The sequence below is a fragment of the Pseudidiomarina planktonica genome (genome assembly GCF_900177775.1).
Classification (GTDB): domain Bacteria; phylum Pseudomonadota; class Gammaproteobacteria; order Enterobacterales; family Alteromonadaceae; genus Pseudidiomarina; species Pseudidiomarina planktonica.
On sequence record NZ_FXWH01000001.1, the window covers coordinates 1,800,581 to 1,812,296 of the forward strand.

The following is an 11,716-nucleotide window of genomic DNA, read 5'->3' on the forward strand; positions in this document are numbered from 1 at the left end:
CTCTCTTAATGATGTGGCAAACTGTCGATTAAGCTGTCTTTAGCACGTTTTACCCGCGCTTCTAAACGCGTAGTAAAGAACATGCCTGACAACGCAGCAACCATTCCCGACATTGTAGGAATTGTTGCCATCGAGATACCCGACGCCATTAAGCGAGGGTTACCCGTTCCCTGCACTGCCATGATTTCAAATACTGCAATCATGCCAGTCACTGTACCTAAAAGTCCGATTAGTGGACAAATAGCTACACAAGTTTTAATCAACAAAATGCGAGCATTTAGTTTGTCTGCGGCCTCGGAGATCCATGCATCACGGATTCTATGGGCGTACCAGGACGTGGTATCTGAGCGCGCGTTCCACCGGTCAATGATGTCTTGCTTCATTTTCGGGTAAACACTAGCCAGGAACCAGAAGCGCTCTATCAATAAAATCCACATGAGTAAGAGCGCTGCCATGACGACGTACAAGACGTCGCCACCGGTACCAATAAAATCCCTGACAGATTCCCAAAGCTCCATCAGGTAAAGCATAGGATTACTCCTTTTCCGCGTGCGACGCGACAATACCCGCCGCCTGCTCGTCCAGTACATGAACGATAGACTTGCTGCGAGCAGCCACAACACTATGAATCAGAATCAGTGGCAATGCGGCAATCAGACCCAAGGCAGTAGTTACTAGTGCCATTGAGATGTCACCCGCCATAATCTTCGGATCACCGGTACCAAACAAGGTAATCGTTTGGAAGGTACCAATCATACCAACAACGGTACCTAACAGACCCAATAGCGGCGCGATGGCTGCCAGAATCTTAATCAGGTTAACGCCGCTTTCAATTCGCGGTGTTTCGCGCAAGATAGCTTCATCAAGTTTCAACTCAAGGTTTTCAACGTCTGATGATTTGTTGGCGTGATAAACTTTCAGAATACGACCCAGCGGGTTGCCGTCTGAAGGGTTTTCAGTGTTTTTCAACTGTGCACGGATTTTCGCACCAGCAGCACCCAAGGTGATTAGTTTGTAAATCGCAACTAATAAACCTAAGGCCAGAACCGCGGTAATTACGTAACCAACGGTGTCACCTTGATGATAACGCTCCATCATGGTTGCTTTTTGCGTTGCCAGGCTCAGGATTTGGCCACGCGCAGGGTCAATGTACAGACCTTCGTAACCAGACTCAGCCGCTTCAAACGTAGCAACTTCACTAGTGATGTAACCGGCAGGCTGACGCCCTAATGGTTGCACTTGCTCAGTAGCATCGTTGTACAGTAAGTATTCACCGTTAGAAACCAGGTTAAATACACCTACACGAGTAACTTCGCGTTGCTCACTACCACCGTCTAACAAAGTAACGTCTGAGTTAAAGGTAACAACCTTGCCTGACTCTTTCATTTCAGTCAGTAAGGAAATCCATAACTCTTCCAACTCTGCGATAGTCGGTAATTCATCAGCTTCAGCTAAGCTTTCCAGCACGTCTTCACGGCCTGGATACTGAGCACTGATAATTGAAGTTGCGATGCGACCAATGGTTTCGCTAGCTGCGCCACGTACGACACCGAAAATCTCACCTAAAGTACCTTTAGCGTTTTCAAGTTCTTGCTCTTTATTTGCTAAGGTAACTTCGTTTTCAGAGAATTCGTTTTGTAAACGTTCGCCGCGAGCTTGTTCGCTACGTAGTTCTTGACGTGCTTGGTTTAACAGCGCTTGCTTGTCCGCACGCTCAGCTGTGAACTCACGCTCACGTTGCGCGTTAATCTGGCGCGATTCAGCACGGTTTTCTTTAACCAGCTGCAACAGCTCATCCAAAGATTTCGCGTCATCCTGTGCACTCACAGCGAAGGTGGTGCCGGCTGACAGACAGACAGCTGCTGCGACCAGTACACTTTTCACTAGATGTTTCATTCTGCACTCTCCGCTGCGAAAATTGGAAGTTTAACCAGGTCATTCGCCGTTTGCTTACGCGCCATACGAATGGCTGTAGTTAATGGCGACAAGAATTCATCATCCAACGATTCCCATTCTTTGGTTTCGTTGTTGAAAATCCATGCGTTACGTAAATCCATTGACTGTGCCAAAAATGCAACACGGCCCAAGTGGAAATAATCAACGGCAATATCTTGCCCTTCAAACTGCAATGTACCCTGGTAAGCGATTAAGCCTGAACCATAGTCCATTTCAGATTGGTAAGCTTCGATAATCTGACGATACTGCTCTGACGTGGTTACGTCTGAACGCGTCATAATTTCACGTAAACGCTCAACACGTTCCTGACGACGCTCTTTATGAATTGGAATATCCAGTTCAACGAACTGATCCAATGCATCAATCATTTTGTACATTAACGGCACTACGCCTTGCTTAGTCTCGTCGATAGTATTGACTTGACGCTGCAAAGACTCGATAGAACGTTTTTGATCGTCTACCAATGTTTGTACGTGGTCGTTATAAACTTTCAGATTCTCGTACTCATCTACAACCGCACGATAGTCGTATAATAAATCCTGGCTCTGCTCGAACAAAGAATCTACTTTATCTTGCGATTGGCGATCAGCCTCGTGAACCCGGGCTTCTTCGTTCTGTAATGTCCGAAGATCGGTTTGTGCAGTAGCTGTAGCGCTGCCTGCTATCGCGAACATGCCAATTACGGCTGCGGCGATTTTGCTTTTATTGATTACTTTGGTCATAGTTCCCAACCAATTTGACTGAAACTTCCCACCTATTGCACCTATTGCTAAAGGCTTCGAGTTATTGAATGACGAAAAAAAAGTATTAATCAACACTTGCAGCTATTGCTACTTTTGCAGCAATAATGCGTTAATACTCCCACGTTCTTACAGAAGCTGTCAACAGCCGATATAGACTGGTTTTAAAGGATTTTTAAGCAACAAAATTAGAGGTTAAAAACACTCAACAAATGTTACTAGATTATAATTTAGTAACATATTGGCAGTTGTACAACTGGAAAACACTTAATTTACTGTGATGTTTAGATCAAAACAGAAAAGAAAGACTCTAAATATTAACAACTAAATATATCAAACATAAGGGTGATATAGTCGTGTCTGTAGACATTTTAGAAAAAAAAATTACCACTGAGATAAAACGTATGCGTGAGCAAACGAGATTTTGGCAAGACCAACATCCTGATGCGCATCTGTTTGCTGCCTGGTTTGATCCAAGCCTGTTCAACCGCAATAGCCAACAACCTCTGGACTATGTAGCAGAGCTTGAAAAGAATACTGAACTACTATTTAAACTGGCAAAGCAGCCGCACACTGAACTAACTCCAGAACAGCGCACCCAACGAGAGTATCTGGAGCAGCGCGTGGCCGATCAGTTGGGCGCCCTGCAAACTGCCCTGTCCGTAAAACTTTAAGCCCTTATAAGTCGAGCTCACCGCTAGCCAGCTCTAAGCCAGCAACCCAGAATCCCATAGTACGTTTAACATGGTCCGGTAGTGCAGGTAACTCTGCTTTAGGAATTAAATAAGTGGCCATGGCAAAGAAATCCGCGAACACCCGATTCGATTCGGTTGTTTTGCGTAAATAGTCATGGCCCGATGAACCACCAGTACCAATTTTACTGCCAATCATGCGTTGCACCATCATGGCGTGCTTATAGCGCCAAATCGTTAACTTCTCATCAATGTCGGCGAGCGACGTAATCACCTGGAAGGGTAAGTTAAACACTGGCTCTTCTCGGTATAACGAGATAAACAAAGCACTTAGCAATGCGTGTTGGCTTAACCGTACCCGCCCGTCGGCTTGCGCTTGCTGATACTTGTCGGAATCAAACAATGCCGCAAAGTTTTCACGTGTGGCGTCTAGGGCCGCCAATTCCTGCTCTTTTTCAGCCGCCGTCAAAGTGTCATTTTCTTCAATAATATGTTCGTCACTAGCCAGCATATTTTTTACCGCATCCTGGTACAACGACCAGAAGCTGAAACCCGCGAACTCCAAATACGGCATACGCGCCAGCCAGGCATCAATTCGATCAAACAAGCTTGGTTGTTCTTCCAGCGCCTCCAGATGGGTGCGATGTTCATTACTCAGGCGGTTATAAAACGACTGCTGGTCGAATGCCACCCGACGCTTACGGGTTAAGCCAAGAATAATCTCCAGCTCTTTAAATTGGATGCTTTGAAACCCGGACGCCGGCAGCAGGTAGTCACGGAAGGCCAGAAACTCTTGTGGGGTCATGGTTTCAATAATACCCACCTGGTCATTCATTAAGGTTTGGATGGCTTTCACCCTATCCAACCGGTGCACCACAGTAATTAAGTCCTGATCGGCAATAGCGGCTGACTGAAACAGTGCGAGCACAGATTTCAGCTCATGTAGAACTTGTTTAAACCACAGCTCGTATACCTGATGAACAATAATAAACAAGGTTTCGTCATGTGCTTCAGCGCCATATCTGGGGCTGTGCGGATGTTGTGCATCAAGCAACTTATCTAATTGCAGATACTCGCCGTAATAGACAGGTTCGATATTCTTTGCCATAACATGAATCCTTAATAATGAGACCTGAATTAGAGCAACTGCAGCAAGCCAAGTAAAGATAAGCTATCTTTGCTTTATACAACTAATTATGGGCGTAGGAGAATTAAATGAAACTTGATGATGATATTCATAACTATTATGAAAAGCTTGTGCTAGATCAAATCGAGCATTTGGACTTGGCCAAAACCCGCAGTAGCGATGACCTCGCCGACTTATGTTGTTTAGTGCTGAACCGGCTGCCGCCGCGCTATATTCGCTATGAAGTGGACATGGCATTTTACCTGCCACAGTCAAAACGGCTAGAAATGGAAATGAATGTGCAGGAAGCAATGACGCAGGCGCTGGCATTTATGGATAAGCGCACCGAAAAATCGAAGTCGTAACTGAATGAACTTGAAGTTGGGGTGGCGACTTCACCAGCCACACCCCGGCACACACGTCCCTGACTACGGCTGCTCCCTTCCGGGCCTGACCGAGTTCACCAGTTAGCATTGCGAGGGGACCAATGAAGTCACCATAACAAGGTGGCAGATTATCCCTGATTGGCTTACAGGTAGCAAGGGAAGCCGTGTTAAGTGCTTACTTTTTCTGCAGTCGGGCAGCAATAGCCGCTTTCGCTTCCGGGGTAGCCAAAGCTGCAGCAAAAACTTTCACCTCTCGGGCAATACGGTCATCAACAGATTCCGTTGGTGCGCGCATCAATTTTTTACTGGCCCGCAACCCGGCTACCGGCTTGTCAGCAAGTTGCTGCGCTACTTCACTGACACGCTTACTTAATGCATCATTATCAACCACCTGATTAACAATGCCATATTGCAGCGCTTGCTCGGCGTTAAACATGTCACCTAACAACAGCAGCTCGGCCGCTCGCACGCGACCACAAAGCTGCGGTAGGAGCAAACTTGAAGCGGCTTCAGGCACCAGGCCTAAATGAATAAATGGCAGTGAGAAACGCGCATCACGGCTGGCATAAACCAAGTCACAGTGCAGCAATAAGGTAGTACCTATACCTATGGCTAAACCATTCACGCTAGCAACTAGTGGAACGCTGACATTGGCAATAGTATGCAAAAACTGAAATACCGGCGCTTCCTCATCAATACTTTCCATTTTCAGGAAGTCTTGTAAGTCATTACCTGCAGTAAAGCTATCCGCAGCGCCCTGAATAATAACGGCAGCTATTTCTTTATTCGCATCAGCCTGTTTTAAGGCTTCCGTCATTTCCGCGTACATGGCCTGCGTCAATGCGTTCTTTTTTGAAGTACGGGTTAAGGTAATAGTGACTATTTTGTCGGTTACCTCAATGTTCACATCCTGACTCATTTGCCCCGTTGCTCCCACGCTTTCTTGGTGTGTTCATGCAGCGGCAGAATTAATTCCAGTGCCGACTTATCACCAGCAGGTAGCTGACGATCATTTGGTTGCTTCGGAGTAACCCGGTCGCCCCACTTAATTAAGCCAGCACCACAAGTTAGGCCGCCACCGAATACCGCCGACATAATTTTGTCACCGGGCTTAATTTTCCCTTGCTCAACGGCTTCAGCGTAAGCAATAGGCAGCGTTGCGGAAGATGTGTTGCCGTACTTCTGAATATTAATAACAGTTTTTTCATTCGGCACTTTGCACAGCTTCGCCAGAAAATCTATTAACCGTTTGTTGGCCTGATGCGGAATTAATGCGTCTATGTCTTCGGTGGTTAAGCCTGTTTCAGCAAATACTTTCTCTACTGAAGCACTCATGCCTTTCACTGCTCGCTTAAAAATTTCCTGACCAACAAAACTAAATTCCATAATGCCGTCAAAACCGAAACGGTCGAAACTCAGGCCAAAATCAAGCGACAGGACATCGCGGGCATCGGCATCACAGGTAACATGAGACGACAACAAACCAACCTCGTTATCGGACGCTTCCAGCACCATAGCGCCAGCGCCATCGCCGAACAACACCGCACTTTCACGCTGGGTCCAGTCTAAAATTCGAGTCAGCCGCTCTGCTCCAATAATCAGCACTTTCTTGTGCGCACCGGTTTTAATAGCCTGAGTGGCAAAGTGCATAGCATATAAAAAGCTGCTGCAGGCGGCATTGGCATCAAGAGATGCGGCATGGGTTGCACCTATATTACGCTGCACGGCTGAGGCTACATTTGGAATAATTTCATCCGGCGTACAGGTACCCACAATGATCAGGTCCAATTCCTTCGGGTCCAGGTCAGCTGCGGCAAGGGCATTCCTGGCAGCTATAGTGGCCAGTTCCGACGTACCAAGGTGACTAACCCGTCGTTCCAGAATACCGGTGCGCGAGCTAATCCACTCGTCTGAGGTATCTAGAAAGGTAGCTAAATCATCGTTTGTAAGCACGGCTGGTGGTAAACATTTACCCCACCCGGTAATTTCTGCGTATTTTTTCACTGAGCTAAACCTATAGTCACTTGCGCTTTTTCGGTATCATAGCATGATTGTATCCAAGTGAAATGTCCGACCAATGCCAAATCATTCCGAAAATCGCCAACAAAAAGTACCTACGAGCCTGCAAACCCATTCGGGTTGCTGGCAGCTTTTACGTTACCCTAAACGCAAATACGAGCTGCTACAAGCTTGGGATACCGCCGACGAGTTTATGCTCACTGCGGCTGAAGACAACGAGTTAGCTGGTCCAGTACTTATCCTGAATGATAGCTTTGGGGCTCTAGCCCTTGGTTTACATGAGCTTGGCGGCTGGACCATGAGCGACTCGCGAGTAAGTTTGCTGGGCTATGAACAGAACTTACAGCTAAATACCGACTTGATTACCTCGCCAGCGCTAGCACCTTTATGTATGACCGATGCCATACCGCCCGCCGCCAGCGTAGTGTTTAAAATTCCGAAAAGCCAAAGCCTGCTGGAATATCAGTTACAGCGCATTGCCGCTGAACTGCCGGCCGGAACCCCCATTTTTGCAGCAGCAAAAAGCAAAGTTATTACGCCAAGCGTTAGAGAGTTATTTCAACGCTATCTGGCGGATATGAAGGTTTCGCTGGCATGGAAAAAGTCGCGGGTGCTGGGCGGAACACTGCAATCTCCGCCAGCGGATGCAACTGAACCAGCGCTTACATCAGTGTGGCAAGTACCTGAATTTGAGCTTGAGTTAAGCCATCAACCAGGCGTGTTCGCACGCAAACAACTCGATATTGGTGCACGTTTATTGTTGGATAACTTACCTACCAAAGCCGCCACTGATGTTACTGATCTGGGCTGCGGCAACGGCGTGTTAGGCCTAGCTTATGCGCGCAATAATCCGCAGGCGAAGGTTACCTGGGTGGATGAATCCTATTTAGCTGTCGCTTCGGTACAGGAAAATATTGCAAAGAACCTGGCGCCGGCCGAGGGGGACACGCGCTATCATGCTTATGTTGATGACTGCCTGGCCAGCGCAGATACCAACAGTGCTGACCTGATTTTGTGCAACCCGCCCTTTCATCAAGAGTTTAGTATTACCGAGCACGTGGCCCGACAAATGTTTACCGACGCGAAACGAGTGCTGCGTAAAGGTGGCGAGCTGCGGGTCGTAGGCAATCGTCATTTAGGCTATCATCAATTTTTAAATACCCTATTTGATCAAGTAGAGGTTATAGCAAGTAATCCTAAGTTCGTGGTTTTTTCAGCTATTAAATAATGGCTTTGGAGTTTGCCTGTAGCTTGGTATTGTGCAGATAACAGGTTCAATAGTCGTAGCATGTGAAGGATGAAATTATGTACCCAGTAATCAAGTCAGTTCTTATTGGTGCCACCGCACTTCTTATTAGTGCTTGTCAGAGCGCACCCAACCCACTGATTGTGCAGCCGGTAATTAGTGCGAACTCAAGTCAGCTACCAGTAGCCCTAAGCGTAACCGATACCCGTGCACAGAATTATTTATTGCGCATTAAACTGAGCGATGATCAGGCGCAGTTTGCCAGCAGCGCACCTATGCTTGAAACTGCCATTTACGATGCTTTAGCGGAAAAATTAAACGTAGTAAATAGCGCCTCAAAGCAAGTGAACGTAGCTATCCGTCAGGCTATTATTCGGGTTGAACAAGGCTCAGTAAAACATCAGGCCGAGCACGAAATCTCGTTGTTACTGACCGCACGAAAAGACGGCGCCACTTATACGCGTGATTTTAATGCCAAAGCCAGCAGTGAAGGCGCTTTCCGTGCCGATCCAGCAAAGCTGGAAGAGAAGTTTAGTGAGTTACTCGGTAAATTGCTGGACGACATGCTACGGGATCCTAAGCTAATCGACTTTATGGCAGAGTAAAACAAGGTTTGGCTGCGGCCAAACCTCGTCTCCAATAATTAAAAAAACAGGACGAGCAGTTATGTTGAAGCTCTTGATAACCCGCCTCACACTAGTTGTGGGGCTGTTTGCAATGACCTCGGCAACGGCCGAAATTCAACCCGACAATTTGTTCCCTCGCGTTAAAATGGTCACATCAGTTGGCGATATTGTGGTGGAACTAAACCGTGACCGGGCGCCAATTACGGTTAAGAACTTTCTCCGTTACGTTGAGAAAGCGCAGTACAACAACACTATCTTCCATCGTATTGTTCCAGAGTATGTGGTGCAAGGCGGCGGCTACACTGAAGAATTTCGCGATAAGCCCTCGTTTGAACAAATTGTGAATGAATCGGGCAATGGCCTGAAGAATGATTATGGCACCATCGCCATGGCACGTGAGCGCGCGCCGCATAGTGCTACTCGTCAGTTCTTTTTTAACATTGACAATAATGACTCACTGAATCCAAGTGACAGCCGCTGGGGTTATACCGTATTTGGTAAAGTTGTTGCTGGCGATGAGGTGTTACAGAAACTGGCACAAACCGAGTCGCTTCCATACGACGAGAAAACCAAATGGCGTGATGTTCCCGTTGATCCACCGGTAATAATTCGCATTGAAGTGGTACCTGCCCAGTGAAGTTTCTGTTGTGAACACACAAGTAACCCGCAGTTGGCTAACCGACTTACGCGTTTTTAAACAAAAACGTGTGTGGATTATATTCATGCTGGGCATGGCCAGTGGCTTCCCCTGGGTAATGATTGGATCAGCACTGTCAGCCTGGTTGCAGGAAGGCGGACTAGAACGTTCCGTTATCGGTTATTTTGGTGCCGTGTTTGCAGTTTATTCAATCAATGTATTCTGGTCGCCACTGATTGACCGGGTACAACTGCCAGGATTATCCCGCTGGCTTGGTCAGCGCCGCAGCTGGATGTTTACCTGTCAGCTAGTGATAGTGCTTTGCTGCATGGCGCTTAGTCAGTTGGATTTAATTGGTCAGCTAACCACGGTTGGTGTATTGGCCCTAACTCTGGCCACAGCTTCCTCGACTCAGGATGTTGCTATTGATGCCTTTCGAATTGAGTCTTTTGGCGAAGACGAACCGCGCCTGCAATCAGCTGGAGCGGCCATGGCAACTGCGGGCTGGTGGACTGGCTACAGCGGACTCGGCGCTATTCCTTTCTTCCTGGTGGACGGTACTACCTGGCAATGGCAAGACGCGTACATTGTGTTAGGCCTGATTATGGCGGTGATTGCCTTTTTGGTGTTGTTTATTCCGGAACCCAAACGCCTTGATTTTGCGTTTCAGCAAGAGCGCGAAATGCACTATCAGGAAAAGCTGGCTCATTTGTCTAACCGCAGCCGCAAAGTAATTACCTGGTTAACTGTGACTATAGTGGAGCCCGTTGCCGAGTTTTTCCGCCGCAATGGCGTGAAGCTAGCACTGTCAGTACTGCTGTTTATTTTCCTGTTTAAAGTTGGTGAAGCTTTCCTCGGTCGCATGTCTATTGTGTTCTACAAAGAAATTGGTTTCACCAATGATGAGATTGGCTTGTACTCAAAGTTAATTAACTGGTGGGTTACCATTTTCTTTGCTGTCGCCGGCAGCTTAGTAAACCTTCGCTTGGGTATTGTGCGCGGCCTCTTTATTGGCGGTTTAGCTATGGCTTCCAGTAATTTATTCTTCTCCTGGATAGCTTTAAGTGGTCCAAATACTAATATGCTGCTTGCCGCCGTAGTGATTGATGGCTTCACCGGAGCCTGGTCTACAGTTGCTTTCGTCGCGTTCATTAGCCTACTTTGTCATCGTTCTTTTACCGCTACCCAATACGCGCTGATGGCATCGTTAGGCACTTTGGGCAGAACTGTGCTGGCAGCTTACAGTGGTGTCGTAGTCGACTGGCTGGACGGTGACTGGGCACTGTTTTTCTTACTAACGGCCCTCATGGTTTTACCTAGCCTGCTATTCTTATTCTTAATTCGTAAACAGTTAACCGAACTAGAGCTTAGCTATCATGACAAACAGCATGACCAGCAGCGAAGTTAATTGGTGGGTAGTTGGTAAAGGAGCCCTTGGCTCGCTTATTGCCGCTAAGCTGCTGTCCGCTGATCAGCAGGTTTTGATTAAATTACGTGATAGCGACAAGACATCGCAGCGTCAATTTACCTTTGTTGACGCTACCCAAAAACCGCTGCAAAGCACTTTACTAGACATCCCGGTAGCAACTGCCAGCAGCGCTGCCCCACTGGTTATAGTTGCTGCTATCAAAGCCTATGACGTAGCCGCTTTTATCGAATCTTACCGAACCGCTAACTGGGGTTTTAAAGCTGAATCACCGCCGCAGCTGATTTTAAGTTATAACGGTATGCTTGAGAACGAAGCTCAGTTGTTCGAGGGGTTGCCGGTAAGACATTTGGTAACCACTCAGGCTGCATTTACTGAAACCAACTATGTGACTCACTCCGGGCTTGGCCAAAGTTGGCTGACAGCAGCTACGGATTCAGACGCAGCTGAAACTTTAAGTAAAGCCTGGCCACCACTGCAGATGGTTGACGATATTCAGCAGCGGCGCTGGCTAAAGCTTGCCATTAACTCGGTAATAAACCCGCTGACGGCAGTGCACGAGTGCTTGAACGGTCATTTAGCCAAGCCGCAGTTTGCCAGCCAGATACAGGAGCTCTGCACGGAGTTTTGCGCTATCGCTGCTGCAGCGGGTTATGAATTTGACGGTGAAGTTATTCAAGCTTTGGTATTCGAGGTGATTCACAAAACGGCGGCAAACCATTCGTCAATGCGGCAAGACATTCGCAATAACAGAAGAACGGAAATAGATTATTTGAATGGCTTTTTAGTTCGTATGGCGGCTAAGCACCATGTTAATGCCACAGCGCATGAGCAACTGTGGCATCAACTGACTTAGTAACAG

General features: G+C 47.3%; 13 protein-coding genes and 1 other RNA gene. 7 read left to right on the forward strand and 7 right to left on the reverse strand.

Annotated features, from left to right (window positions below; translation table 11 throughout):
- Positions 1-5: 5 nt before the first annotated feature.
- Genes CCE91_RS08565 through CCE91_RS08575 form a run of 3 tightly spaced genes read right to left on the reverse strand, consistent with a single transcriptional unit; the run spans position 6 to position 2,678 of the window.
- Positions 6-530 carry a MotA/TolQ/ExbB proton channel family protein gene (locus CCE91_RS08565; RefSeq protein WP_086434752.1) on the reverse strand — a complete coding sequence of 175 codons (525 nt, stop codon included), beginning with the start codon at positions 528-530 and terminating at the stop codon, positions 6-8.
- A gap of 4 nt (positions 531-534) precedes the next feature.
- Positions 535-1,896 carry a MotA/TolQ/ExbB proton channel family protein gene (locus CCE91_RS08570; protein ID WP_086434753.1) on the reverse strand — a complete coding sequence of 454 codons (1,362 nt, stop codon included), beginning with the start codon at positions 1,894-1,896 and terminating at the stop codon, positions 535-537.
- Positions 1,893-2,678 carry a DUF3450 domain-containing protein gene (locus CCE91_RS08575; RefSeq protein ID WP_086434754.1) on the reverse strand — a complete coding sequence of 262 codons (786 nt, stop codon included), beginning with the start codon at positions 2,676-2,678 and terminating at the stop codon, positions 1,893-1,895. Before CCE91_RS08575 ends, CCE91_RS08570 begins: the two co-directional genes overlap by 4 nt.
- A 374-nt stretch (positions 2,679-3,052) precedes the next feature.
- Here CCE91_RS08575 and priC point away from each other — a divergent pair, with 374 nt between their 5' ends.
- The gene (gene priC / locus CCE91_RS08580; RefSeq protein ID WP_086434755.1) at positions 3,053-3,370 is read left to right on the forward strand and encodes a primosomal replication protein PriC; all 318 of its coding nucleotides are present in this window, start codon (positions 3,053-3,055) and stop codon (positions 3,368-3,370) included.
- A gap of 4 nt (positions 3,371-3,374) precedes the next feature.
- Here priC and CCE91_RS08585 read toward each other — a convergent pair whose 3' ends face one another.
- On the reverse strand, positions 3,375-4,496 hold the full coding sequence (locus CCE91_RS08585; protein ID WP_086434756.1) for a tryptophan 2,3-dioxygenase family protein: 1,122 nt from the start codon (positions 4,494-4,496) through the stop codon (positions 3,375-3,377).
- A 107-nt stretch (positions 4,497-4,603) separates the two neighbouring features.
- On the opposite strand from CCE91_RS08585, the gene CCE91_RS08590 reads away from it, so the two are divergent.
- Positions 4,604-4,879 carry a late competence development ComFB family protein gene (locus tag CCE91_RS08590; protein ID WP_086434757.1) on the forward strand — a complete coding sequence of 92 codons (276 nt, stop codon included), beginning with the start codon at positions 4,604-4,606 and terminating at the stop codon, positions 4,877-4,879.
- A 28-nt stretch (positions 4,880-4,907) separates the two neighbouring features.
- Here CCE91_RS08590 and ffs read toward each other — a convergent pair.
- From ffs to CCE91_RS08605, 3 genes are all read right to left on the reverse strand, one after another.
- Positions 4,908-5,004: signal recognition particle sRNA small type (ffs, locus tag CCE91_RS08595), an RNA gene on the reverse strand.
- A 71-nt stretch (positions 5,005-5,075) separates the two neighbouring features.
- The gene (locus tag CCE91_RS08600) at positions 5,076-5,819 is read right to left on the reverse strand and encodes an enoyl-CoA hydratase (RefSeq protein ID WP_086434758.1); all 744 of its coding nucleotides are present in this window, start codon (positions 5,817-5,819) and stop codon (positions 5,076-5,078) included.
- Positions 5,816-6,904, reverse strand: coding sequence for a ketoacyl-ACP synthase III (locus tag CCE91_RS08605; RefSeq protein WP_086434759.1), 1,089 nt, complete (start codon positions 6,902-6,904; stop codon positions 5,816-5,818). The genes CCE91_RS08600 and CCE91_RS08605 overlap by 4 nt, the downstream gene beginning before the upstream one ends.
- A gap of 73 nt (positions 6,905-6,977) precedes the next feature.
- On the opposite strand from CCE91_RS08605, the gene CCE91_RS08610 reads away from it, so the two are divergent.
- The 5 genes from CCE91_RS08610 to CCE91_RS08630 all read left to right on the forward strand — a co-directional run bounded on the left by CCE91_RS08610 (position 6,978) and on the right by CCE91_RS08630 (position 11,710).
- On the forward strand, positions 6,978-8,147 hold the full coding sequence (locus tag CCE91_RS08610) for a methyltransferase (protein ID WP_086434760.1): 1,170 nt from the start codon (positions 6,978-6,980) through the stop codon (positions 8,145-8,147).
- 77 nt (positions 8,148-8,224) lie between these two features.
- Positions 8,225-8,770: a YajG family lipoprotein gene (locus CCE91_RS08615; protein ID WP_086434761.1), complete on the forward strand. Its 546-nt coding sequence runs from the start codon at positions 8,225-8,227 to the stop codon at positions 8,768-8,770.
- Between the two features lie 61 nt (positions 8,771-8,831).
- Positions 8,832-9,428, forward strand: a complete 597-nt coding sequence (locus tag CCE91_RS08620) for a peptidylprolyl isomerase (protein ID WP_086434762.1) — start codon at positions 8,832-8,834, stop codon at positions 9,426-9,428.
- A gap of 10 nt (positions 9,429-9,438) precedes the next feature.
- Positions 9,439-10,836 carry an AmpG family muropeptide MFS transporter gene (locus CCE91_RS08625; protein WP_086434904.1) on the forward strand — a complete coding sequence of 466 codons (1,398 nt, stop codon included), beginning with the start codon at positions 9,439-9,441 and terminating at the stop codon, positions 10,834-10,836.
- On the forward strand, positions 10,805-11,710 hold the full coding sequence (locus tag CCE91_RS08630) for a ketopantoate reductase family protein (protein ID WP_086434763.1): 906 nt from the start codon (positions 10,805-10,807) through the stop codon (positions 11,708-11,710). Before CCE91_RS08625 ends, CCE91_RS08630 begins: the two co-directional genes overlap by 32 nt.
- Positions 11,711-11,716: the final 6 nt, after the last annotated feature.

What these genes read in the sequence shown, in the direction of transcription:
- CCE91_RS08565 (WP_086434752.1), bottom strand. Translation starts at nt 530, where the DNA reads ATGCTTTACCTGATGGAGCTTTGGGAATCTGTCAGGGATTTTATTGGT.
- CCE91_RS08570 (WP_086434753.1), bottom strand. Translation starts at nt 1,896, where the DNA reads ATGAAACATCTAGTGAAAAGTGTACTGGTCGCAGCAGCTGTCTGTCTG.
- CCE91_RS08575 (WP_086434754.1), bottom strand. Translation starts at nt 2,678, where the DNA reads ATGACCAAAGTAATCAATAAAAGCAAAATCGCCGCAGCCGTAATTGGC.
- CCE91_RS08585 (WP_086434756.1), bottom strand. Translation starts at nt 4,496, where the DNA reads ATGGCAAAGAATATCGAACCTGTCTATTACGGCGAGTATCTGCAATTA.
- CCE91_RS08590 (WP_086434757.1), top strand. Translation starts at nt 4,604, where the DNA reads ATGAAACTTGATGATGATATTCATAACTATTATGAAAAGCTTGTGCTA.
- CCE91_RS08600 (WP_086434758.1), bottom strand. Translation starts at nt 5,819, where the DNA reads ATGAGTCAGGATGTGAACATTGAGGTAACCGACAAAATAGTCACTATT.
- CCE91_RS08610 (WP_086434760.1), top strand. Translation starts at nt 6,978, where the DNA reads ATGCCAAATCATTCCGAAAATCGCCAACAAAAAGTACCTACGAGCCTG.
- CCE91_RS08615 (WP_086434761.1), top strand. Translation starts at nt 8,225, where the DNA reads ATGTACCCAGTAATCAAGTCAGTTCTTATTGGTGCCACCGCACTTCTT.
- CCE91_RS08620 (WP_086434762.1), top strand. Translation starts at nt 8,832, where the DNA reads ATGTTGAAGCTCTTGATAACCCGCCTCACACTAGTTGTGGGGCTGTTT.
- CCE91_RS08630 (WP_086434763.1), top strand. Translation starts at nt 10,805, where the DNA reads ATGACAAACAGCATGACCAGCAGCGAAGTTAATTGGTGGGTAGTTGGT.